This window comes from Mycobacterium sp. E342 (genome assembly GCF_001667665.1).
Classification (GTDB): Bacteria; Actinomycetota; Actinomycetes; order Mycobacteriales; family Mycobacteriaceae; genus Mycobacterium.
In genome coordinates this window covers 28,330-50,049 of the sequence record NZ_LZJM01000214.1, presented here as the reverse complement: position 1 = coordinate 50,049, position 21,720 = coordinate 28,330, and the positions used below count along the sequence as shown (strand labels likewise).

Annotated in this window: 21 protein-coding genes; 12 read left to right on the top strand and 9 right to left on the bottom strand. The window is 69.9% G+C overall.

Features of this window, described 5'->3' with window-relative positions:
* Window positions 1–23 precede the first annotated feature (23 nt).
* Window positions 24–1,124: an iron-siderophore ABC transporter substrate-binding protein gene (locus tag A5692_RS16270; protein ID WP_068057633.1), complete on the bottom strand. Its 1,101-nt coding sequence runs from the start codon at window positions 1,122–1,124 to the stop codon at window positions 24–26.
* A 176-nt stretch (window positions 1,125–1,300) separates the two neighbouring features.
* Between A5692_RS16270 and ctaD the strand changes: the two genes are divergently transcribed.
* The 8 genes from ctaD (at window position 1,301) to A5692_RS16230 (ending at window position 9,704) form a co-directional block, all read left to right on the top strand.
* Entirely contained in the window at window positions 1,301–3,046 is a 1,746-nt protein-coding gene (gene ctaD / locus A5692_RS16265; RefSeq protein ID WP_068057691.1) for a cytochrome c oxidase subunit I, read from the top strand.
* A gap of 24 nt (window positions 3,047–3,070) precedes the next feature.
* Window positions 3,071–4,306, top strand: a complete 1,236-nt coding sequence (gene serB / locus A5692_RS16260; protein WP_068057632.1) for a phosphoserine phosphatase SerB — start codon at window positions 3,071–3,073, stop codon at window positions 4,304–4,306.
* A 26-nt stretch (window positions 4,307–4,332) separates the two neighbouring features.
* Window positions 4,333–5,175, top strand: a complete 843-nt coding sequence (locus tag A5692_RS16255; RefSeq protein WP_068057630.1) for an ABC transporter ATP-binding protein — start codon at window positions 4,333–4,335, stop codon at window positions 5,173–5,175.
* Window positions 5,172–6,005 (top strand): NUDIX hydrolase, encoded by an 834-nt coding sequence (locus A5692_RS16250; protein ID WP_068057628.1) that lies wholly within the window; start codon window positions 5,172–5,174, stop codon window positions 6,003–6,005. Before A5692_RS16255 ends, A5692_RS16250 begins: the two co-directional genes overlap by 4 nt.
* The gene (locus A5692_RS16245; protein ID WP_156766113.1) at window positions 6,002–6,766 is read left to right on the top strand and encodes an enoyl-CoA hydratase; all 765 of its coding nucleotides are present in this window, start codon (window positions 6,002–6,004) and stop codon (window positions 6,764–6,766) included. The genes A5692_RS16250 and A5692_RS16245 overlap by 4 nt, the downstream gene beginning before the upstream one ends.
* A 10-nt stretch (window positions 6,767–6,776) precedes the next feature.
* Entirely contained in the window at window positions 6,777–7,751 is a 975-nt protein-coding gene (locus A5692_RS16240) for a class I SAM-dependent methyltransferase (RefSeq protein ID WP_068057625.1), read from the top strand.
* Complete coding sequence (locus A5692_RS16235) at window positions 7,748–8,950, top strand: class I SAM-dependent methyltransferase (RefSeq protein ID WP_197514484.1); 1,203 nt, start codon at window positions 7,748–7,750, stop codon at window positions 8,948–8,950. The genes A5692_RS16240 and A5692_RS16235 overlap by 4 nt, the downstream gene beginning before the upstream one ends.
* A gap of 70 nt (window positions 8,951–9,020) precedes the next feature.
* Entirely contained in the window at window positions 9,021–9,704 is a 684-nt protein-coding gene (locus tag A5692_RS16230; protein WP_068057621.1) for an esterase, read from the top strand.
* On the opposite strand, the gene A5692_RS16225 is transcribed toward A5692_RS16230, so the two are convergent.
* Both A5692_RS16225 and A5692_RS16220 read right to left on the bottom strand, forming a co-directional pair.
* Complete coding sequence (locus A5692_RS16225) at window positions 9,701–10,090, bottom strand: DUF6264 family protein (protein ID WP_068057619.1); 390 nt, start codon at window positions 10,088–10,090, stop codon at window positions 9,701–9,703. The two genes, A5692_RS16230 and A5692_RS16225, sit on opposite strands and share 4 nt — an antisense overlap.
* Window positions 10,091–10,108: 18 nt before the next feature.
* Entirely contained in the window at window positions 10,109–11,467 is a 1,359-nt protein-coding gene (locus A5692_RS16220; RefSeq protein ID WP_068057617.1) for a PQQ-binding-like beta-propeller repeat protein, read from the bottom strand.
* A 72-nt stretch (window positions 11,468–11,539) separates the two neighbouring features.
* Between A5692_RS16220 and A5692_RS16215 the strand changes: the two genes are divergently transcribed.
* A complete protein-coding gene (locus tag A5692_RS16215; RefSeq protein ID WP_068057615.1) occupies window positions 11,540–12,277 on the top strand; it encodes an acyltransferase in 738 nt (245 codons plus the stop codon).
* Window positions 12,278–12,291: 14 nt separating this feature from the next.
* Here the strand turns inward: A5692_RS16215 and A5692_RS16210 are convergent, their stop codons facing one another.
* The 4 genes from A5692_RS16210 to A5692_RS16195 form a co-directional block, all read right to left on the bottom strand.
* Window positions 12,292–12,843 (bottom strand): DUF4333 domain-containing protein, encoded by a 552-nt coding sequence (locus A5692_RS16210; protein ID WP_068057611.1) that lies wholly within the window; start codon window positions 12,841–12,843, stop codon window positions 12,292–12,294.
* 129 nt (window positions 12,844–12,972) lie between these two features.
* Window positions 12,973–14,301 (bottom strand): deoxyribodipyrimidine photo-lyase, encoded by a 1,329-nt coding sequence (locus tag A5692_RS16205; protein WP_068057609.1) that lies wholly within the window; start codon window positions 14,299–14,301, stop codon window positions 12,973–12,975.
* 15 nt (window positions 14,302–14,316) lie between these two features.
* Entirely contained in the window at window positions 14,317–14,796 is a 480-nt protein-coding gene (locus tag A5692_RS16200) for a TspO/MBR family protein (RefSeq protein ID WP_068057607.1), read from the bottom strand.
* On the bottom strand, window positions 14,793–16,886 hold the full coding sequence (locus A5692_RS16195; RefSeq protein WP_068057605.1) for an MMPL family transporter: 2,094 nt from the start codon (window positions 16,884–16,886) through the stop codon (window positions 14,793–14,795). Before A5692_RS16195 ends, A5692_RS16200 begins: the two co-directional genes overlap by 4 nt.
* Before the next feature lie 166 nt (window positions 16,887–17,052).
* On the opposite strand from A5692_RS16195, the gene fni reads away from it, so the two are divergent.
* The 3 genes from fni (at window position 17,053) to A5692_RS16180 (ending at window position 20,738) form a co-directional block, all read left to right on the top strand.
* Window positions 17,053–18,078, top strand: a complete 1,026-nt coding sequence (fni, locus tag A5692_RS16190) for a type 2 isopentenyl-diphosphate Delta-isomerase (RefSeq protein ID WP_082962786.1) — start codon at window positions 17,053–17,055, stop codon at window positions 18,076–18,078.
* An 11-nt stretch (window positions 18,079–18,089) separates the two neighbouring features.
* Window positions 18,090–19,337, top strand: coding sequence for a glycosyltransferase (locus tag A5692_RS16185; RefSeq protein WP_068057601.1), 1,248 nt, complete (start codon window positions 18,090–18,092; stop codon window positions 19,335–19,337).
* Window positions 19,338–19,547: 210 nt separating this feature from the next.
* The gene (locus A5692_RS16180) at window positions 19,548–20,738 is read left to right on the top strand and encodes a cytochrome P450 (protein WP_068057599.1); all 1,191 of its coding nucleotides are present in this window, start codon (window positions 19,548–19,550) and stop codon (window positions 20,736–20,738) included.
* Between the two features lie 6 nt (window positions 20,739–20,744).
* Here the strand turns inward: A5692_RS16180 and A5692_RS16175 are convergent, their stop codons facing one another.
* Together A5692_RS16175 and A5692_RS16170 are read right to left on the bottom strand one after the other, a co-directional pair.
* A complete protein-coding gene (locus tag A5692_RS16175) occupies window positions 20,745–21,329 on the bottom strand; it encodes a MarR family winged helix-turn-helix transcriptional regulator (protein WP_068057597.1) in 585 nt (194 codons plus the stop codon).
* Between the two features lie 166 nt (window positions 21,330–21,495).
* On the bottom strand, window positions 21,496–21,711 hold the full coding sequence (locus A5692_RS16170) for a DUF2945 domain-containing protein (protein WP_068057595.1): 216 nt from the start codon (window positions 21,709–21,711) through the stop codon (window positions 21,496–21,498).
* Window positions 21,712–21,720 lie beyond the last annotated feature (9 nt).

The following is a 21,720-nucleotide window of genomic DNA, read 5'->3' as shown; positions in this document are numbered from 1 at the left end:
GCGGGTGACCGCCCGCCGAGTTGCTAATTGATCGGGGCATTCACCAGGCGCAGGTCGTCGACGATGCCGCGGGCCGCGATCAGGCCCTCGCCGGTCTGCCACACCTCGTCGTTGACGATGTAGACGCGGTTGTCGTGGTTCGCGGACAGCTTGCGCCACGAATTGCTGTCCAGCACCGTGGCGGCACGCTGGGCGGCCGCCGGTGACGCACACGACACGTAGACGACGTCGGCGTCGGCGGCGGACAGGTCCGGGTTCTTGGCCAGGTCGTCGTCGGTCGCCCGGATCTCGATGTACGGCTTGTCGGTGAACCGCTGCGACGCCGGCCGGTCCACGCCGACGGCGCCGAGCACGCTGGCCGGGAAGTTGTTGGTGCCGTAGACCCGGATCGTGTCGGTGGTGAACTGCACGATGGACGCCTGAAAGTGGGACGCGTCATGCCGGGCGCCGACGTCGCCGGCCCGCTGGGAAAAGCCGTTGAGCAGCGCGTCCACCGCGCCACCGCGCGCCGTCGCGCCGCCCACGCCCCGCAGGTTGTCCTCCCAGGCCGCGCCGGGCGCCGCGGTGAACACCGTCGGTGCGATCGCGGCCAGCTGGGGATACAGCTTGGGCGTCAAGCCCTGCGATCCCAGGATGAGGTCCGGGTGGGCCGCCGCGATCCCGGCCAGGTCGGGGTTGCTGCGGCTCCCGACGCCCGGCACGCCGTGCACCGCGCTGCCCAGGTAGGCGGGCTGGCCGGACGACCCGTCCGGCAAGGCCGCCGCCACCACCCGCGATTGCAGCCCGAGCGCGCACAGCGCGTCGAGCTGATCGCCGGACAGCACCACGATCCGCTGCGGCTCCGCGGGCACCTGCACCACGTCCGGGGTGACGCCGGCCGCGTTGTGCGCCTGCCGCGCCTTCGGTCCCGGATCGGCCGCCGCGGCGTCGCGCGCGCACGACTCGTCCGGGCGGCGGTCGTTCCCGAGCACGCCGGCCCCCGCGATCTGAGTGGTCGGCGTCACCAGCGAGGTGCTCGCCTTGGTGCCGGGCTCGCCGGATCCGCAGCCGCTACACGTGACGGCGACCGCCGCCAGCACGGCGGTCGCTCGCGGGAACGCGGGTCGGGTCACGCCGAAAAGCACGCGTCGAACGCTAACACCTGCCGGCCCCGCGCCCGGCACGCCGAAACGACACGCCGCGGTGCCGAGCCGATTACGACAGTTTGTAGGACCAGCCCTGACGTCGGCAGGATCGACGGTTAGTATTCGTGTCAGCTCTGTTTTGGGCCCCTGTCCTATCCGGATGTTTGGAGAAGCTGTTGACAGCCGAAGCGCCCCCCTTGGGAGAACTCGAGGCCGTTCGTCCGTACCCGGACCGGACCGGTCCCAAAGGGAACCTCGTCTACAAACTGATCACGACCACCGATCACAAGATGATCGGCATCATGTACACGGTCACCTGCTTCGTCTTCTTCTTCATCGGCGGACTGATGGCCCTGTTGATGCGCACCGAGCTCGCGGCGCCGGGGCTGCAGTTCCTGTCGAACGAGCAGTACAACCAGCTGTTCACCATGCACGGCACGATCATGCTGTTGCTGTATGCGACGCCGGTCGTGTTCGGGTTCGCCAACCTGGTTCTGCCGCTGCAGATCGGCGCGCCGGACGTGGCCTTCCCGCGGCTCAACGCCTTCTCGTTCTGGCTCTTCCTCTTCGGCGGTCTGACGGCCGCGGCCGGGTTCATCGTCCCGGGTGGGGCCGCGGACTTCGGCTGGACGGCCTACACGCCGCTGTCCGACGCCGTGCACTCGCCCGGCGCCGGCGGAGACCTGTGGATCACCGGCCTGATCGTCGCGGGTCTGGGCACCATCCTCGGTGCGGTCAACATGATCACCACCGTGGTGTGCATGCGCGCGCCCGGCATGACGATGTTCCGGATGCCGATTTTCACGTGGAACATCCTGGTGACGTCGATCCTGATCCTGATCGCGTTCCCGATCCTGACCGCCGCGCTGTTCGGGCTGGCCGCCGACCGGCATCTGGGGGCTCACGTGTACGACGCCGCCAACGGCGGGGTCCTGTTGTGGCAGCACCTGTTCTGGTTCTTCGGCCATCCCGAGGTGTACATCATCGCGCTGCCGTTCTTCGGGATCGTCACCGAGATCATCCCGGTCTTCGCCCGCAAGCCGGTCTTCGGTTACACCACCCTGGTGTACGCGACGCTGTCGATCGCCGCGCTGTCGGTCGCGGTGTGGGCCCACCACATGTTCGCCACCGGAGCCGTTCTGCTGCCGTTCTTCTCGTTCATGACGTATCTGATCGCGGTACCGACCGGGATCAAGTTCTTCAACTGGATCGGCACCATGTGGAAGGGGCAACTCACCTTCGAGACCCCGATGCTGTTCTCCGTGGGCTTCCTGGTGACCTTCCTGCTCGGTGGTCTGACCGGCGTCATGCTGGCCAGCCCGCCGCTGGACTTCCACGTCACCGACACCTATTTCGTGGTGGCGCACTTCCACTACGTCCTCTTCGGCACCATCGTGTTCGCCACCTACGCGGGCGTCTACTTCTGGTTCCCGAAGATGACCGGCCGGTTGCTCGACGAGCGGCTGGGCAAGCTGCACTTCTGGCTGACCTTCATCGGCTTCCACACCACGTTCCTGGTCCAGCACTGGTTGGGTGACATGGGTATGCCGCGCCGCTACGCCGACTACCTGGCCAGCGACGGCTTCCAGGGCCTCAACATCGTGTCCACCATCGGCGCCTTCATCCTGGGCGTGTCGATGTTCCCGTTCGTCTGGAACGTGTTCAAGAGCTGGCGCTACGGCGAGGTCGTGACCGTCGATGACCCGTGGGGCTACGGCAACTCGCTGGAGTGGGCGACCAGTTGCCCGCCGCCGCGGCACAACTTCACCGAACTGCCCCGGATCCGTTCGGAGCGCCCGGCTTTCGAGCTGCACTACCCGCACATGGTGGAGCGGCTGCGTGCCGAGGCGCACGTCGGCCGGGCCCACGGGCCGTCGGACAAGGACGTCACCAGGCTGGACGACGTCCAGGTCCGCAGCTGATGGCCTGATCGGCGGCTATCGCGAGTGAGCACACCGAAGGTGTCGGTGCTGATCACCGTCACCGGAGTGGACCAACCGGGCGTCACGTCGGCCCTTTTCGAGGCGCTCTCCCCGCACGGCGTCGAGTTGCTCAACGTCGAACAGGTGGTGATCCGGCACCGCCTGACGCTCGGTGTGCTGGTGTGCTGCCCGGCGGACGTCGCCGACGGCGCGGAGTTGCGCCGTGATGTCGAATCGGCCATCCGCCGGGTGGGGCTGGACGTCAGCATCGAGCGCAGCGACGACGTGCCGATCATTCGGGATCCCTCCACCCACACCATCTTCGTGCTGGGCCGGCCCATCACCGCGGGCGCGTTCGGCGCGGTGGCCCGGGCGGTGGCCGGCCTGGGCGTCAACATCGACCTCATCCGCGGTGTCTCCGACTACCCGGTGACCGGTCTGGAGCTGCGCGTCTCGGTGCCGCCGGGGTCGGACGCCGCGCTGCGGACCACCCTGAACCAGGTATCGGCCGAGGAACGCATCGACGTGGCGGTCGAGGACTACACCCTGGAGCGGCGGGCCAAGCGGCTGATCGTGTTCGACGTGGACTCGACGCTGGTGCAGGGCGAGGTCATCGAGATGCTGGCCGCCCGGGCGGGTGCCGAGGGCAAGGTCGCCGCCATCACCGAGGCGGCCATGCGCGGCGAGCTGGATTTCGCGCAGTCGCTCGAACAACGGGTGGCCACCCTGGCGGGCCTGCCCGCCTCCGTGATCGACGAGGTCGCCGCTCAGCTCGAGCTCATGCCCGGGGCCCGGACCACGCTGCGGACGTTGCGGCGCTTGGGTTTTCACTGCGGTGTGGTGTCCGGCGGCTTCCGCGGGATCATCGAGCCGTTGGCCGAGGAGCTGATGCTGGACTACGTCGCCGCCAACGACCTGGAGATCGTCGACGGCAAACTCACCGGGCGGGTCCTCGGCCCGATCGTCGACCGCGCCGGCAAGGCCACGGCGCTGCGGGACTTCGCGGAGCGGGCCGGGGTGCCGATGGCGCAGACCGTCGCCGTCGGCGACGGAGCCAACGACATCGACATGCTCGCCGCGGCGGGCCTCGGGGTGGCGTTCAACGCCAAGCCGGCGCTGCGGGAGGTGGCCGACGCCTCGCTGAGCCACCCCTACCTGGACACGGTGCTGTTTCTGCTGGGTGTGACGCGCGGCGAGATCGAGGCCGCCGACGCCGTGGACGGCGAGGTGCGCCGGGTGGAGATACCGCCCGACGCGTAGCGGTCGCCGTACGGCACGATGGTCGGGTGCCCGAAATCGGTACGGAGGCAGCCGACCCCGATCTGCTGATCGACTTCCGCGACGTCTCACTGCTGCGGGAAGGACGGGTCCTCGTCGGGCCGGTGGACTGGCAGGTCGAACTCGACGAACGCTGGGTCATCGTCGGCCCGAACGGGGCCGGCAAGACGTCGTTGCTGCGGATGGCCGCGGCGGCCGAGCACCCCTCGTCGGGCGTCGCGTTCGTGCTCGGGGAGCGGCTGGGCCGGGTCGACGTCTCGGAGTTGCGTTCCCGGATCGGGCTGAGCTCGTCGGCCCTGGCGCAGCGCGTGCCCACCGACGAGGTGGTGCGCGACCTGGTCGTCTCGGCCGGCTACGCGGTGCTGGGTCGTTGGCGGGAGCGTTACGAGGACGTCGACTACCGCCGCGCCATCGACATGCTGGAGAGCCTCGGCGCCGAGCACCTCGCGGACCGTCGCTACGGAACGCTGTCGGAAGGCGAGCGCAAGCGGGTGCTGATCGCCCGTGCCCTGATGACCGATCCCGAGCTGCTGCTGCTCGACGAACCCGCCGCCGGCCTCGACCTGGGCGGCCGGGAGGAGCTGGTGGCGCGGCTGGCCGACCTCGCGGCCGACCCGGACGCCCCCGCGCTGGTGCTGGTCACCCACCACGTCGAGGAGATCCCGCCGGGCTTCAGCCACTGCATGCTGCTGTCCGAAGGAAAAGTGGTGGCCGCCGGCCTGCTGACCGACGTGCTGACCGCCGAGAACCTGTCCACCGCGTTCGGCCAGGCGATCGCCCTCGACCTCGTCGACGGGCGTTATTTCGCCCGCCGCGTCCGTACCCGCGCAGCCCACCGGAGGCAACTATGACGTCAGCGACCGAACCGCCACCGCTGGTCCCGCGCCCGGCGGCGACCGTGATGCTGGTCCGCGACGACCCGGGCGGGATCGCCGTCTTCCTGATGCGGCGGCACGCCAAGATGGAGTTCGCCGCGGGGACCATGGTGTTTCCCGGCGGCGGCGTGGACGACCGCGACCGCAACGCCGACTTGAGCCGGCTCGGGGCGTGGGCCGGCCCGCCGCCGCAGTGGTGGGCGCAGCGGTTCGGCATCGAACCCGACCTGGCCGAGGCGCTGGTGTGCGCCGCGGCCCGGGAGACGTTCGAGGAGTCGGGGGTGCTGTTCGCGGGGCCGGCCGGCGACCCGGACGGTATCGTCGGCGACGCCTCGGTGTACGCCGACGCCCGCCGCGCGCTCGCCGACGGCACGTTGTCGTTCGCGGACTTCCTGCGCCGCGAGAACCTGGAGCTGCGCTCCGACCTGTTGCGGCCCTGGGCCAACTGGGTCACGCCGGAAGCCGAGCGCACCCGCCGCTACGACACCTACTTCTTCGTGGGGGCCCTGCCGCAGGGGCAGCGGGCCGACGGCGAGAACACCGAATCCGACCACGCCGGCTGGACGACGCCGCAGGCCGCCATCGACGACTTCTCCGCCGGGCGCTGCTTCCTGTTGCCGCCGACGTGGACCCAGCTGGATTCGCTGGCCGGGCGGACGGTCGCCGACGTGCTGGCCGTCGAACGGCAGATCGTGACCGTGCAGCCGCACCTGGAGATCCAGGGCGACAACTGGGTGTTCGAGTTCTTCGACTCCGACCGCTACCACCGGGCACGCGAGGCCGGCGGGATGGGATGGCGGCATTGAGCGAGTTCGTCAGCACGGTGGTCAGCGACGGCTCGCAGGATGCCGGACTGGCCATGCTGCTGCTGTCGCGCCCGCCGACCAACGCGATGACCCGCCAGGTCTACCGGGAGATCGTGGCGGCGGCCGCCGAACTCGGCGAGCGCGACGACGTGTCCGCGATCATCCTGTTCGGTGGCCACGAGATCTTCTCGGCCGGCGACGACATGCCCGAGCTGCGCACGCTGACGGCACCTGAGGCCGAGACGGCGGCCCGGGCTCGGCAGCAGGCCATCGACGCCGTGGCGGGGATCCCCAAGCCGACCGTGGCCGCCATCACCGGCTACGCGCTGGGCGCCGGCCTCACGCTGGCCCTGGCCGCCGACTGGCGCGTCAGCGGCGACAACGTGAAGTTCGGCGCGACGGAGATCCTGGCCGGCCTGATCCCCGGCGGCGACGGCATGGCCCGCCTGACCCGCGCGGCCGGGGCGAGCCGGGCCAAGGAACTGGTGTTCAGCGGCCGGTTCTTCGACGCCGAGGAGGCGCTGACGCTGGGCCTGATCGACGAGATGGTGGCCCCCGACGACGTGTACGACGCCGCCGCGGGGTGGGCCCGCCGCTTCCTCGACGGCCCGCGGCACGCGCTGGCCGCGGCCAAGGCCGGCATCAACGACGTGTTCGAGCTGGGCCCGGCCGATCGGGGGGCCGCCGAGCGGCGCCGCTACATCGACGTGTTCGCCGCTGGTCAGACCGGCGACGAGGACCCGGACTCCGGCGCCCGTTAGGCTGCCCTGCATGACGACGAGTTCGACCGATGCCGTTCCCAACCCGCATGCCACAGCCGAGCAGGTGGAGGCCGCCCGGCATGACAGCAAGCTGGCCCAGGTGCTCTACCACGACTGGGAGGCCGAGTCCTACGACGAGAAGTGGTCGATCTCTTACGACCAGCGCTGCGTGGATTACGCCAGGGACTGCTTCGACGCCATCGTGCCCGACGGGGTGCAGCGCGAGCTGCCCTACGATCGCGCCCTCGAATTAGGCTGCGGCACCGGGTTTTTCCTGCTCAACCTGATCCAGTCCGGGGTGGCCCGGCGCGGGTCGGTCACCGACCTGTCGCCCGGGATGGTCAAGGTCGCCACCCGCAACGGGCAGTCGCTGGGGCTGGACATAGACGGGCGGGTCGCCGATGCCGAGGGAATCCCTTACGAGGACAACACCTTCGACCTGGTCGTCGGACACGCCGTGCTGCACCACATCCCCGACGTCGAGCTGGCGCTGCGCGAGGTCGTCCGGGTGCTGCGGCCGGGCGGCCGCTTTGTGTTCGCCGGCGAACCCACCACCGTCGGCGACACCTATGCCCGCACGTTGTCCACCTTGACCTGGCGCCTGGCGACCAACGTCACCAAGTTGCCGGGCCTGCAGGGCTGGCGGCGCCCGCAGGCCGAGCTCGACGAATCCTCCCGCGCCGCGGCGCTGGAGGCCGTCGTCGACCTGCACACCTTCACGCCGGGCGACCTGGAGCGGTTGGCCGGCAATGCCGGCGCGACCGAGGTGCAAACGGCGACCGTGGAATTCACCGCCGCGATGCTGGGCTGGCCGTTGCGCACGTTCGAATGCGCGGTGCCGCCGGGCCGATTGGGTTGGGGCTGGGCCAAGTTCGCGTTCACCAGCTGGAAGACGTTGAGCTGGCTGGACGCCAACGTCATGCGGCACGTCGCGCCGAAGGGCTGGTTCTACAACGTGATGATCACCGGGGTCAAACCCTCCTGACTGAGGGCCTCACTTTCGGCGTCGAGGACGTCCGTTATCTGCGGTCGGAATCGGGCGCCGCGGCGCTGGCCGCGGTCGCCGGACTCGAGCTCTCCGATGCCAGCCGGGTCGCCGACATCGCCGCGGCGCGCGCCCGGTTCGGCGACCGGGCGCCGGTGTTGGTGGAGACGACGCTGCTGCGCCGGCGCGCCGCCGAGAAACTGTGCGGGCTGGGCGCCGAAGTGCCGGTGTCGAACTGGCTGTTCACCGACGAGGCGCTGCAGCAGGCCACCGCGGCCCCGGTGGCCGTGCACCGGGCCACGCGGCTGGCCGAGGCGGGGGTGGTCGTGCACGACGCCACCTGTTCGATCGGCACCGAGTTGGCCGCGCTGCGCGGTGCGGGCGTCCGCGCGCTCGGCAGCGACCTCGATGCGGTGCGGCTGGCCATGGCCCGGCACAACCTGGGGGAGGCGGCCGTGCTGTGCCGCGCCGACGCGCTGGCTCCGGTGACCCGCGACGCCGCGGTCCTGGTGGACCCGGCGCGACGCCTCGGCGGGCGGCGCCGCTTCCGCATCGAGGACTACCGGCCCGGCCTGGGCGCCCTGATCGATACCTACCGGGATCGTGACCTTATCGTAAAGTGTTCGCCCGGAATCGATTTCGACGAATTGAGAAAGCTCGGCTTCGCCGGCGAGATCGAGGTGACGTCCTATCGCGGCTCGGTGCGCGAAGCGTGCCTGTGGCCCGCCGGACTGGCGCAGCGCGGCATCCGTCGGCGCGCCAGCATCCTGGATCGCGGCGAGCAGGTCACCGACAGCGACCCGGACGACTGCCCGGTGCGCCCCGCCGGGCGATGGCTCGTCGACCCCGACGGCGCGGTGGTCCGCGCCGGGCTGGTGCGCCATTACGGCGCGCGGCACGGGCTGTGGCAACTCGACCCCGACATCGCCTACCTGTCGGGGGATGAGCTGCCGCCGGCGGTCCGGGGCTTCGAGGTGCTCGAGCAGCTGGCGTTCGATGAGCGACGGCTGCGCCGGGCCTTGTCGGCGCTCGATTGCGGGGCGCTGGAGATCCTGGTGCGCGGAGTGCGGGTGGACCCCGACGCGCTGCGGCGCCGGATGCGGCTGCGCGGTGGGCGGCCCCTGACGGTGGTCATCACCCGCCTGGGTTCACGGGCCGCCGGAGGGGCGACGGCTTTCGTTTGCCGGCCGTCGCGATAGCGCCCGGTAGGCTGGGGCGATCGCTAGTTCAGGCGCCAGCGCCGCCTAATCCCGCAAGGACATTCGAAGAATGCGTTATCTGATCGCGGCCGTGGTGCTCGCATCGGCGGCCCTGTTGGGTTGGCCGGCGGCCGCCGCGCCACCGTCGTGTGCCGGCCTGGGCGGCACCATCGAGGACGGCCAGATGTGCCGCATCCGCGCCACCGGCCCCACCTACACGCTCAACATGGTGTTCCCCGCCGACTACCCCGACGAGCAAGCGCTGACCGATTACATCACGCAAAACCGGGACGGCTTCGTCAACGTCGCACAAAGTTCGGGGCCCCGCGATCAGCCCTACCAACTGGAGGCCACAACCGAGCAGCGCGCATCCGGTCAGCCCCCGCGCAACACCCGCAGCGTGGTGCTCAAGTTCTTTCAGGATCTCGGGGGAGCGCATCCGTCGATCTGGTACAAGGCCTTCAACTACAACCTCGGGACCAAGCAGCCCATCACCTTCGACAACCTGTTTGCGCCGGGCACCGCGCCGCTGGACAGCATCTTCCCGGTCGTGCAGCGTGACCTGGCGCGCCAAACCCCGTTGGGTGCAGCCATTCTGCCCTCGACCGGGCGCGACCCGACGCACTACCAGAACTTCGCCATCACCGACGATGAGCTGATCTTCTACTTTGCGCCCGGTGAGATGCTGCCGGCGTTTGCCGGGCCGGTGCAAGCCGAGGTGCCCCGCAACACGATCCCGCCGCTGGCCGTCTAGACCGGACCCGCGAGCGTTTCCATCGCCGCGGCGCCGACCGCCAGCGCGACTTGCGCGACGCAGCCGACCAGCGGGACGAAAAAGGCGGTGCGGCGCCGGGCAAGGCGCCGGATCGCGACGATCAGCACTGCGACGAAGACGACGGCGCCGCCGCCGAGTCCCAGGAACATGGCGCGGTCGATCCATGCGGGGTCGCCGCACTTCCGGGAGCCGCACGGGTCGGTGCCCATGACGAACAGGCTCAGCAGGCCTATTGTGACCGCGATCAGGAAGGCGTGGACTGCGAGCAGCACCACGGTCGCCGTGCGGTCCACCGCCACGTTGCGCTCACGTTTTCCGGAGTACGCGGCGACCGCCGCCGGCATCTCGTTGTCATCGGTGGCCATTGGCTCAGTATGGCCGGGTCAGGCAGGCGCGAAACCGTACACCTGGCCGTCGCTGGTGGCGGCCACCACGCGGCGGTCGACGCCCACCGAAACCCCCAGCGGGTAGCCGGTAGCCGCTGGAAGCGGGTAGCTGCCCAGCGTGTGACCGGTGCCCGGATCGAAGACCAGCAGCGACATGCCCGGAGCGCCGTTCGCGACCGGGGCGTTGATGGCCGCGTAGCCGACCCCCGCGCCGGCCAGGCTCGACGACGACAACGGGACGACGTCATCTCGGCGCCACGCCTGATCGGCGTGATCGCCCGCATCCTTGAAGGCCACCAACCGGGTGCCTGGGCCGCCACCCGACACGATGAGGCCCGCGGGCGTGACCGCGGGCGGCGTCTGTGCCAGGAACCCCAGCGGCGCCGACCACTTCACTTTGCCGTCGGCGGCGTGCAGTGCCCACAGTCGTTGGTCGCGGCCGTTGACGTAGACGGTCGACCCGTCCGCGGACAGCACCGGACTGGCGATGACACCCGCGTCGACGGCGTCACTGGTCCATTCCCGGGACACCAGCGGCGTCTGCCCGGGGTGATACTTCAGCCCGACCAGACCCGCCGCGGGCGCGCCCGGCTGCCAGACACCCAGCACCGCCATCTGGCTGGCCGCCGAGAAGGCGGGCGCGGCGGCCACCGGGCAGTCCTGCCGCGCCGGCGCGCAATCGCCCAGCCCGCGCGTCGCGTCCGTGGGGTCGACACCGTCCACCAGATCCATCGGGCTGCCGACCACCGCGCCGCGGTGGGCCTCGAAGACCAGCACCTGACCCAGATGGGTCACCACGAGCAACTGCCCGTGGCCGAGAAACCTTGGTGTGCTTGGCATTCCGATCACCGGCTGCCGCCAGCGCGTCCACTGCGTCACCGGGAAGGAGAGGAACGCGCCGGGCTGGCCGACGTAAACGTTGTCGAACCCGTCAAACAGGGGGCCGGCGTAGCCGCCGCCCTGGAACAGCCGCACACACCAGCGTTGCCGGCCGTTGTTGTCGTTCTCCCATTCCATCAGCGAACATCCGGCCGGCGTCTGCGCGTTGAGGGCCAGATAACCGCGCGCACTCAGCGCCGGACCGGCCGCCAGGCTGCCCTTGACCGAGCGCATCCACCGCAGCGACAGGTTGGTGGCGCCGGCGGTGCCGGTGTAGCCGCTGTTGGCGGAGTCGCCGTATTGCGCGGGCCAGCCGGCCGAGGGCGAGGCCTCCACCCACGAGTCGGTGTTGGCGCATCCGCCGAGTCCGACCGTGATCCCGGCCGCCAGCAGCGCGGATGACCACCGCCGAAGCCCACGCGGGACATGTCGGGCACGCACTTGGGTTCCCCAGATCCTTTCCGCGGACGTCGGCATGGGCAGCGATCGAGTACAGGTGAGGGTAACCCGTGGAGATCTGCGCGCGGTGGATCGCTAGGCTGTCCGGCCATGACGAGCATGTGGGGTGCCCCGATCCATCGCCGCTGGCGTGGATCGAACCTGCGGGACCCGCGGCAGGCCAAATTCCTGACGCTGGCCTCGCTGAAATGGGTGCTGCGCAACCGGGCCTACACGCCCTGGTACCTGGTCCGTTACTGGCGGCTGCTGAAGTTCAAGCTCGCCAACCCGCACATCATCACCCGCGGCATGGTGTTCCTGGGCAAGGACGTGGAGATCCACGCGACGCCCGAACTGGCTCAGCTCGAGATCGGCCGCTGGGTGCACATCGGCGACAAGAACACCATCCGCGCGCACGAAGGCTCGCTGCGGTTCGGCGACAAGGTGGTGCTGGGCCGCGACAACGTCATCAACGCCTACCTCGACGTCGAGCTCGGAGATTCGGTGTTGATGGCCGACTGGTGCTACGTCTGCGATTTCGACCACCGTATGGACAACATCAACCTGCCCATCAAGGACCAGGGCATCGTCAAGTCGCCGGTGCGGATCGGCCCCGACACCTGGGTGGGGGTGAAGGTGACGGTGCTGCGCGGCACGGCCATCGGCCGGGGCTGCGTGCTGGGGTCGCACGCGGTGGTCCGCGGTGTGATCCCCGATTACTCGATCGCGGTCGGCGCGCCGGCCAAGGTGGTCAAGAACCGCCAGCTCGCCTGGGAGAGCTCGGCCGCCCAGCGTGTGGAACTGGCCGCCGCCCTGGCCGACATCGAACGCAAGAAGGCCGCCCACTAGGTAGGGCCACCCCGCTAGCTCGGCGGTTCGGGGTGGTCGTCGACCTTGTAGTCGAAGTTGACGTCGCCGGCGTCGACGCTGGTGACGGTCACCGCAATGCCGTACTTGTCGGTGCCGTCGACGAGTTGGCACCGTAGCGTCGCGCCCTGAGTCCCCTTCAGGTTGTCGGGGCAGGTCACCGCATCCGGTTTCCTGCCCACCTGCTGGGTCAGCTTGTCGCTGATGATGCTGGCCACCTGGTTCTTGTCGACCGTCTCCACCATGTCGAATTTGACGTCGCTGCCGTTGACGCTGGTCACGGTCACGTTGACGTTGAAGGTCTGGTTTTTGACCTTCATCTCGCAATTGAGTTGCGCGCCAACCTTGGCCGGCAGGTCGTTCGGGCAGTTCACCGATTCGGGCTTGTTGCCGGCGGCGTCGGTCATCTTCGCGGTGATCTGGCCGGCGACGTCGCTCTTGCTGACCGCGTGCGACGAGCCGACGGAGCACGAACAGGCGTTGACGCCGGCCAGCAACCCGGCGGCGGCGCCGGAAGCCAGCAAGGTTCGAGCGAGGATGTGTGCCATTGGTGCCTCCCGAGCGGCGTGACAACTCCTGAATCGGCTGATAATTGCATGCCAGACAGCCTCGGGTAGGTGATTGGGCAAACATTCACGCCGGCGACAATTCGTTGCTGAGTCAGGCCGGCGCGCGGGTCAGATGCTCTGGTAGCGCCGCAGCGCCTCGGCACGCTCGGCGCCGTGATCGACGATCGGGGCGGGGTAGCCGGCCGGCCGTTCTCCCTTGCGCAGGTGCGCGTCGTCTACCGAGCGCAACTCGGACACCCATCGCCGGATGTACGCGCCGGACGGGTCGAACTTCTCGCCCTGCGTGGTCGGATTGAACACCCGAAAGTACGGCGCGGCGTCGGTGCCGCAGCCCGCGCACCACTGCCACCCGTGCTGGTTGTTGGCCATGTCGCCGTCGACCAGCTGGTCCAAAAACCACTCTGCGCCCCATTGCCAGGGCAGGTGCAGGTCTTTGACCAAGAACGAGGCGACGATCATCCGCACCCGGTTGTGCATGAAGCCGGTCTCGCGCAGTTGACGCATCCCGGCGTCGACCAGTGGGTAACCGGTCTCACCGGCCTTCCACGACTCGAAACGGCGTCTGGCCTCGGCCCCGGTGTCGGTGTGGATGCCGTCGAACTGGCTGTTCCAGTTGCGCCAGGCGCTCGCCGGCCAGTGATGCAGCACATCGGCGTAGAAGTCGCGAAACGCCAACTCGCGCAGGTATGCCTGGGCCCCGGCCTGGCCCGGGTCGAGGTCGGCGACCATGGTGCGCGGATGGATGGTGCCGAACTTCAGGTGCGCCGACATCCGGCTGGTGCCGTGCAGGTCCGGCCGATTGCGCTCCTCGTCGTAGTGTTGTAACCCGTTGGCCACGAACGACGTCCACTGCTTACGGGCCGCCGCCTCGCCGGCGGCGAGGTCGAGCGGCGCGCCGGGATCGGGGATCTCGGCGCGCTTGGTCCGCAGCTGCGCCGGATCCAGCCAACGCGCGGACTTCGCGCTCGACTTAGCCGGTGCGCGCCAACCTGATTCGCGCCACTGGCGCAGGAACGGGGTGAACACCTGGTAGGGGGAGCCGTCCTTCTTGGTGACCCGGCCCGGCGAGACCAGGTACGGCGAACCCGTGGCCACCAGGGGAACCGAACCCAGCGCGGCGCGGACGCGTTCGTCACGGCGCTTTCCGTACGGCGCGAAATCCTCGGAGACGTGCACCGCCGACGCGCCGATCTCGTTCGCAACGCGCGGGACCAGCTTGTCGGGCTCGCCCCGGGTCACCAGTAGCCGTCCCCCCAGGTCGTCGTGCAGTTGTCGCAGCGAGTCGCCCAGGAACTGAAGGCGGCGCCGGCCGGCGGAGGCCTCGAGCGTCGGATCCAGCACGAAACAGGCGAGCACCTCGCCTTCGTCGGCCGCCGCATTCAGCGCCGGATGGTCGCTCAAGCGCAAGTCGCGACGAAACCACAAGAGGGTCGGCATGATCCGATGGTTTCCTCAGCGGTTGAGGCGCCAAACATGGGTGGCCAGTACGGTTGCGAATGAACACCACAGCGGGTACGCCGACTGGGCCAGCGCGGCCCGCGGGTCGGCTTGCGCGGTGCGACGCGTGAGGTCGGCGCTGCTGGCCGCGAGCAAGGCAGCACCGACGGCCGAGGCGCCGAGTTTGTGGAAGCGGAAGAAAAGCCAACTCCATCCGGCGTTGAGGACCAGGTTCACGCCGAGCGCGGCAGCATAGCGGCGTGCCTGGTCGTGCTGTCCGGCCGCGCGGAAGCGGTCGATGGCCACGGCGGACGTGACCGCGATGTCGCCGTAGAGGGTGGTCCACGCCACCGGGAAGGCGGCGTTGGGCGGCTGGTACGGCGGCTTGCGCAGCCGCGCGTACCAGGCGGGAACGGCCTTGGCACTCGCGATGCTGCCTGATGCGGCGGCGGCGACGACGGCGAGGCTGGTGCCGGCCAACGTGGATTTGTTCACGGGATGCTCCGTTCTCTTTCAGATTGTGCTGCAACGGTTTTGGCAGGCTCGGGTGTGGCGGGCCACCAGATGCGGTCGCCGATGAGGGCGAACAGCGCGGGAATGACCAGAGTGCGGACCACGAAGGTATCGAGCAGGATGCCGAGGCCGACGATGATTCCCAGCTGGGTCAGCACGATCAGCGGCAACACGCCAAGCACGCAGAAGACGGCGGCCAAAACGATTCCCGCGCTGGTGATCACGCCGCCGGTGGCCGACACCGCGGCCACCATTCCGGCGCGTGCGCCGCGCCGTGCCGACTCCTCGCGGGCGCGGGTGACCAGAAAGATGGTGTAGTCCACGCCGAGCGCGGCCAGGAACAGGAAGGCGAAGAGCGGGGTGCTGTTGTCCAGCGCCGGGAATCCGAAGAAATGGCTGCTGGCCCAGCCGCCCATGCCGAGCGCGGCCAGCGCCCCGAGAATGGTGGCCGACAGCAGCGTCGGCGGCGCAAGTGCGGAGCGCAGCAGGATGTAGAGCACCACCAGGATGACCGCGAGAATCGCCGGGATCAACACGTGGCGGTCGCGGGTGGCGGCGTCGCGGACGTCGAGAGCCTGCGCATCAGGCCCGCCGACCAGCGCCCCGGGGCTGGCGGCCTTCGTTGTATCGCGCAGCGCCGCAATGGTGTTGAATGCCCGTCCGGAGGAGGGGGGCGCGTCGATCACCACCGACCACTTCGTCAGCCCGGACGCCGAGCGCCCGGAATCGGTCGCCGACACCACGCCCGGCGTGGCCCTGATGGCTTGTGGCACCCGCGAAGCGGTGGGCGCGATGACCAGCGTGGGGTTGGTCAGACCGGCCGGAAAGTGCGCGGCCACAATGTCATAACCGGAGACCGAATCCGCGTGCACCCGGAACTGCTCGGTCTGCGACAGGCCTATCTGCGTGCCCAGCAGTCCGGTCGCGAGCGCCGCCAGGCCGGTGATCGCCACGGCCGCGACCAGCGCCGGTCGCCGGTTCACCCACTCCCCGACGCGGTGCCAGGCGCCGGAATCCACGGTCGCGGTGTCCCCGGGGTGGGGGATGAAGGGCCAGAACAGTCGACGGCCGCACAAAGCGAGCAGCGGTGGCAGTATCACCAGGGCCGACACCGCGGCGACCAGGAGCCCGCACGCCGCCAGCGCGCCCAGGCTGCGCGTGCTCGGGGTCGAGGCGAACAGCAAGGTGAGCAACGCCAGCACCACGGTGGCATTGCTGGCGACGATCGCCGGGCCGGCCATCCGCACCGCGCGGCGCAAGGCGTCCCGGTGCCCGGGATGGCGACGCAGCTCCTGCCGATAGCGGGAGATCAGCAGCAGCGCGTAGTTGGTGCCCGCGCCGAAGACCAGCACGCTGGTGATGCCGGACGTGGCGCCGTCGAAGCTGAGCCCGGTCAGCGACGCCACGGCGGTCCCCACCGCCGCCGCGACCCGGTCGGCGAACCCGACCACCAGCAGGGGCACCAGCCACAGCACCGGTGAGCGGTAGGTCGCGATCAGCAGCAGCGCCACCACCGACGCGGTCACCGCGAGCAGGGTGACATTGGCATTGGTGAACGCGCCGGCGATGTCCGCGCCGAACGCCGGGCCGCCGGTGACGTGGGCCTGCAGTTCCGTGGGCAGGCCGGTCGAGGCGGCCCCGCGCAGCTTGGCCACCACGTCGGTCAGGTCGAGACCCGACAGGTCGGCGCTGACGGGCACCACCGCGATGGCGGCCTTGCCGTCGGCCGACACCTGCGCCGGCGCCACAACGCCTGGTCCGCCCTGCGGTGCGGCCGCCTGCATGCGGTCGCGGGCCGCCTCGGCGGCGGCGAGGCCGGCGGGCCCGAGCGCGGCGCCGTCGGCGCGGCCGACGACCAGGATCAGGGGAGCGCGGTCCCCGCCGGGAAATTGGCGGGCCATGGCGTCGACGCGGGCCGAATCGGATCCGGTCGGCACCGATAGCGGGGCCTGCCCGCCCGCCGCGTTGGCGCCGACGGCCGCCATGAAGACGACGCCCAACAACAGCGTCCCCAGCGCGTACAGCCACGACCGTCGTCCCGTTACGGCCGCGGCCACGCCATCCCACACCACGAATCGAAGTCTTTCAGTGTGTTAAACATTAATCAACTGAAATTACGCATCGTCACGCAATAGGGCGCCGACGGTACGCAACAAGGGGCACTATGGACATTATGGACGTGAGGGGCCGGGGGTTGGGCGCGCCTGGGGGCCTGCCGTGACGGTCGACCGCGGGCCCATGACCACCCGCAAACGGCGGCACATCGACGTGTGCCTCGGCGAGCAGGTCAACTATGAGCACATCAGTACCGGGTTGGAACGGTACCAACTGCCCTATAACGCCCTCACCCAGACCAGCCTGGGCGACATCGACCTGTCCGCCAAGTTCTTCGGCGCCAACCTGCGGTCGCCGATTCTGGTCGGTGCGATGACCGGCGGTGCCGAGTTGTCGGGCACCATCAACCGGAACCTGGCCACGGCCGCACAACAACTCGGCATCGGGATGATGCTCGGATCGCAGCGGATAATGCTGGACAGCGCGCTGGGGGAGCGGGCCGCGGCCAGCTTCACCGTTCGCGACGTGGCCCCGGATGTGTTGCTGTTCGGCAACATCGGCCTGGCCCAGCTGACCAAGGCCGCGGTGCCCGACCTGGCGAAAGCTCTCGACCGGGTGGGTGCCGACGTGCTCGCCGTGCACACCAACCCGCTGCAGGAAGCGATGCAGCACAACGGGGACACCGACTTCTCCGGCTCGTTGGGCAGGCTGCGGGATGCCGCCGACGCCATCGAGTGCCCGATACTGCTCAAGGAGGTCGGCCACGGCATCGGCGGCGCGGCGGCCGCGGAATTGATTGGGGCCGAAGGCGAATTGCCGGTGTCCGGCATCGATGTCGCGGGCGCCGGCGGCACCTCGTGGTCGCGGGTCGAGCAGTTCGTCCGCTACGGCGAGCTTCGTTACCCGCACCTGGCCGATTGGGGCATCCCGACCGCGAGGGCCATCGTGGAGGTGCGTGAGGTGCTGCCGGACATCCCGTTGGTGGCCTCCGGCGGTATCCGCACCGGGATGGACGCGGCCAAGGCGATCGCGTTGGGCGCCGACGTCGTGGCGGTCGCCCGACCCCTGCTGAGCGCCGCGATCGAATCCGCTGCAGCCGTGGTGGATTGGCTGCAGCCATTCATTGATGAGCTCCGCGTCTGCCTGCACGGCTGCGGCGCCGCGAGCCTCTCGGCGTTGCGCGCGGTCGACCTCACGCCCGCCCCGTAGCCGCGTGTGACATGGCGGTGATACTGGCCTACGGGTCGCCGGCCCTGGGTCACCTGTTGCCGGTCGGGGCGCTGCTGGCCGAGCTCGCGGGCCGGGGTCACGAGGTTCACGCGCGCACGATGGCGGAAGGTGTCGCGACGATGCGCGCGGTCGGCGTGCACGCCGAACCGGTCGATCCCGCCATCGAGGCGATCGTCGGCGAGGATTGGCGGGCGCGAAACGCCTTGGGCGTCTTGAAGTCGACGATCGACGTGCTCTGCCGGCGAGCGGTGCTCGAGGTGCAGGATCTGCGCCGCGCGGTGGATGCGGTCGGGCCGGACGCGATCATCGTGGACGCGAACTGCTGGGGCGCGATGTCGGCGGCGGAGGCCGGGCATACTCCTTGGCTGGTGTTCTCGCCGTTCACGCCGTACCTGCGGTCCCGCGGGGTGCCGCCCTTCGGCCCGGGCTTTCGCCCCCTGCCGGGCGTCCTCGGCGACATCCGGGATGCCTCGGTGCGGCCGATCGTCCGTCATCTCTTCGATCGGCCAGTGGTCCCGCGCGTCAACGCCATTCGCGCCGAGCTGGGCGTGTCGCCGGTCGCTTCGGTCGACGAGTTCATGCGGCGCGCGCCGCTGCTGCTGGCCGTCGGGGGCGAGCCCTTCGAGTACCCGCATCCCGGCTGGGCCGGGTTGGTTCACCACATCGGCGCGTGCGTATTCGAGCCGACCGCGGCCGCGCCGGCCTGGATCGCCGCCATCAAGCGGCCGCTGGTGCTGGTCAACACGTCCTCGATCAAGCAGCCCGACGCCGCTCTGGGGCGGATCGCGTTGCGGGCGCTGGCCGATGAGCCCGTGCACGTGGTGGCGACGTTTCCGGCGGGGATACCGCCGGATCTCCCGCGACCGCCGAACGCGACCATATGCCGCTTCGTCCCGCACGCGGCCGTGCTGGAGCGGGCCCGCTGCGCCATCACGCACGGGGGCATGGGAACGACGCTGAAAGCCCTCGATCGCGGTGTGCCCGTCTGCGTCGTGCCGTTCGCGCGCGACCAGGCCGAAGTGGCCAGGCGCGTCGAGGTCGCCCGCTGCGGTACCCGCCTGGCCGCCAAAAACCTCACCCCGGCCCGGCTGAGGGCGAAGGTGCGCGCGGCGATGACGATGGTGGACGGTGCGCGTCGAGTGGCGGCGGGATTCGTCGCGACCGGGGGCGTGCAGGGCGGGGCCGACCTGATCGAGCAGCGGGTGCTCGGCTCCGCGGCCCGGCGGCCGGTGCGCTAGGCGCACCCGGCCACGCGTCCGCCGTAGGTCGCTGAGGGGCAACTCGATCCGTCGGCGCCACCCCGTTGACTGACGATGTAATCGTGTGTGACGATATCGTCAGTTTGAAGGGAAGGGGCGCATGGACGATTTCACCGGACCCCTCCGACTCCGTGCCCGCGCCGGAACAGTCGTCGGTGCGCGGTTGGGGTGTCCCGTGCGGACCGCGTGATGCCGGGCACGCCCGCCGGCGTCGCGGTCTACCGCCCCGACATCTACACCAGGGCGGCGGTGATCGACCCGTATCCGCACTATCGGCGCCTTCGCCAGCTGGGCCCCGTGGTCTGGTTGCGCCGGCACCGCGCGTACGCGCTGCCGTGCTACGCGGAATGCAAAGCCACGCTGCGCGATGACTCGACGTTCATCTCCGGCAACGGTGTGGCGCTCAATCCGATCAGTAATCGCCTCTCTCGCGGCACGACGCTCAACAGCGACGGCGCCGAGCACGACCGGCGCCGCAAATTGGTTGCGCACCGGCTGCTTCCACGGGCGTTGCGCGACTTCGCCGAAACGGTCGATCGACAAGCGGCCGCCATCGTCGACAGCGCCGTGCGCCGCCACACCGTCGACGCCGTCGAGGACCTCGCCTCGGCATTGCCGCTGGCCGTGGTTCCCGACCTTGTCGGATGGCCGCGCGATCAGCGGGGACGGCTGATCGACTGGGGCGGAGCCACATTCGACGCCCTAGGGCCGCTGAACTGGCAAGCCATCAGATCTGCCCCGCTCACTTTGCGGATGCTCCGATTCGCCCGCCGTGTCGTACGCGACCGCGCCGTGCTCGACGGCAGCATCGTCGACGAGCTGCTGTCAGTGGCGGACGCGGGGGAGCTGACTCGCGAGGAATGCACCGCGCTGATGATCGACTACATCGCGCCCTCGCTCGACACCACCATCAGCGCCATCTCCAACGCGGTGTACCTGCTCGCGGCCCACCCCGAGCAGTGGCGGCTGCTCAAGGAGGACCCGGGCCTGATCCCCAACGCGCTCAACGAGATCGTGAGATACGAATCGCCCCTGCGCGCCTTCGCCCGCTTCGCCCGGGCCGACGCCCAGATCGCCGGGACGCGCATCCCGGCGGGGTCCCGCGTGGTCGTCATGTACGCCTCGGCCAATCGGGACGAGGGCGAATGGAGCGACCCGGACAGCTTCGACATTCGACGGGAGGCGGGACGGCACCTCGGCTTCGGCAACGGTCAGCATGCGTGCGCCGGCCAAGCCCTGGCCCGACTGGAAATGGCTGCGATCCTGCGAGCGCTGATCGAGCGCGTCGACCACATCACCCTGAGGGGGCGCCCCACCTGGGCCGTCAACAACATCATCCGACGGCATGAGTCACTTCCGGTCAGCCTCGAGGGCAAGTGAGCGCCGCTAGGCCGGGCGCTCACCGACCTTGCTCACCGCACGAGCCCGGCCCTTCGCCGGCGGGCGCTTCGCGCCGGTGGCCGGCGGCTGGGGGGCCGCTCCGTCGAGTTGCGATTCGAAGGTGGACATCGCCTCCATCATCGCCAGGAAAACCCGGTGGGCGGCGGCCAGGTCGCGGTCGGAGATGCCGGTCAGGGCCGCGTGCAGTTCCGCCCCGAGGGGGGTGAAGAACGAACGGGCCAGCGCCATGCCCGATTCTTCGTAGCGGAGCAGCGTCTTGCGCCGGTCGTCGGGATCGGGCTCGCGCCGCAGGTGGCCGGAGTCGATCATCCGGTCCACCAGGTAGGTGATCGCCGCGGGCGACACGTCCAGGCGTTGGCGCAGCTGCGCCGGCGTCAACGGCGTCCCGGCCGTTTCGGCAACCATGATGTGCAGCAAGGCATGCAAGTCGGTGCCGCCCACGTCGTTTTGACGGGCGAAGTGCCGGCCGATGCGGTCCGATTGCGCGGTGAGTGCGCGCATGTCGGCCGACATCAACTTCTCGAGTTCGGCTCGGTCCAGTCGCCGATCAGCGGCGCCGCGCTTGGTCACTTACCTGTGTCCTTCTGCAAGATTCGTCGACCAGCGTATCTGCGACCGCCACACGAGCCCCGCGAGCCCCGGCAAGTGTCGCGTATTTCCCTCCGATCGGCCGGTTCGTCGGCGAACTCGAGGGGTTCACGGCATCGACCGATCAGAGCTCCGTCGGGTCGTCGCCTCAGTCGGTCGGGCGCAGCGCGCCCGGTTTGTGCACCGCGTCCGCGCCCGTCTTATCGCTGCGGACGTGGTACTGCGGCTCGTCTTCGGACGCCCGGACGGTACGCCCGGCGGCCTCGGTGTCGGAGGTGATTTCGCCTTCGACCGTTCCGCGGACGGTGTTGCCGTGGCTTCGCCACTCCACCTTGCCGCCCCGGTGGAATCTCTTTTCACCCATGTGGGTCCT

Coding starts and splice junctions, on each gene's coding strand:
- A5692_RS16250 (WP_068057628.1), top strand. CDS start 5,172: ATGACGTCAGCGACCGAACCGCCACCGCTGGTCCCGCGCCCGGCGGCG.
- A5692_RS16240 (WP_068057625.1), top strand. CDS start 6,777: ATGACGACGAGTTCGACCGATGCCGTTCCCAACCCGCATGCCACAGCC.
- A5692_RS16230 (WP_068057621.1), top strand. CDS start 9,021: ATGCGTTATCTGATCGCGGCCGTGGTGCTCGCATCGGCGGCCCTGTTG.
- A5692_RS16225 (WP_068057619.1), bottom strand. CDS start 10,090: ATGGCCACCGATGACAACGAGATGCCGGCGGCGGTCGCCGCGTACTCC.
- A5692_RS16220 (WP_068057617.1), bottom strand. CDS start 11,467: ATGCCGACGTCCGCGGAAAGGATCTGGGGAACCCAAGTGCGTGCCCGA.
- A5692_RS16215 (WP_068057615.1), top strand. CDS start 11,540: ATGACGAGCATGTGGGGTGCCCCGATCCATCGCCGCTGGCGTGGATCG.
- A5692_RS16210 (WP_068057611.1), bottom strand. CDS start 12,843: ATGGCACACATCCTCGCTCGAACCTTGCTGGCTTCCGGCGCCGCCGCC.
- A5692_RS16205 (WP_068057609.1), bottom strand. CDS start 14,301: ATGCCGACCCTCTTGTGGTTTCGTCGCGACTTGCGCTTGAGCGACCAT.
- fni (WP_082962786.1), top strand. CDS start 17,053: ATGACCACCCGCAAACGGCGGCACATCGACGTGTGCCTCGGCGAGCAG.
- A5692_RS16185 (WP_068057601.1), top strand. CDS start 18,090: ATGGCGGTGATACTGGCCTACGGGTCGCCGGCCCTGGGTCACCTGTTG.
- A5692_RS16180 (WP_068057599.1), top strand. CDS start 19,548: ATGCCGGGCACGCCCGCCGGCGTCGCGGTCTACCGCCCCGACATCTAC.
- A5692_RS16170 (WP_068057595.1), bottom strand. CDS start 21,711: ATGGGTGAAAAGAGATTCCACCGGGGCGGCAAGGTGGAGTGGCGAAGC.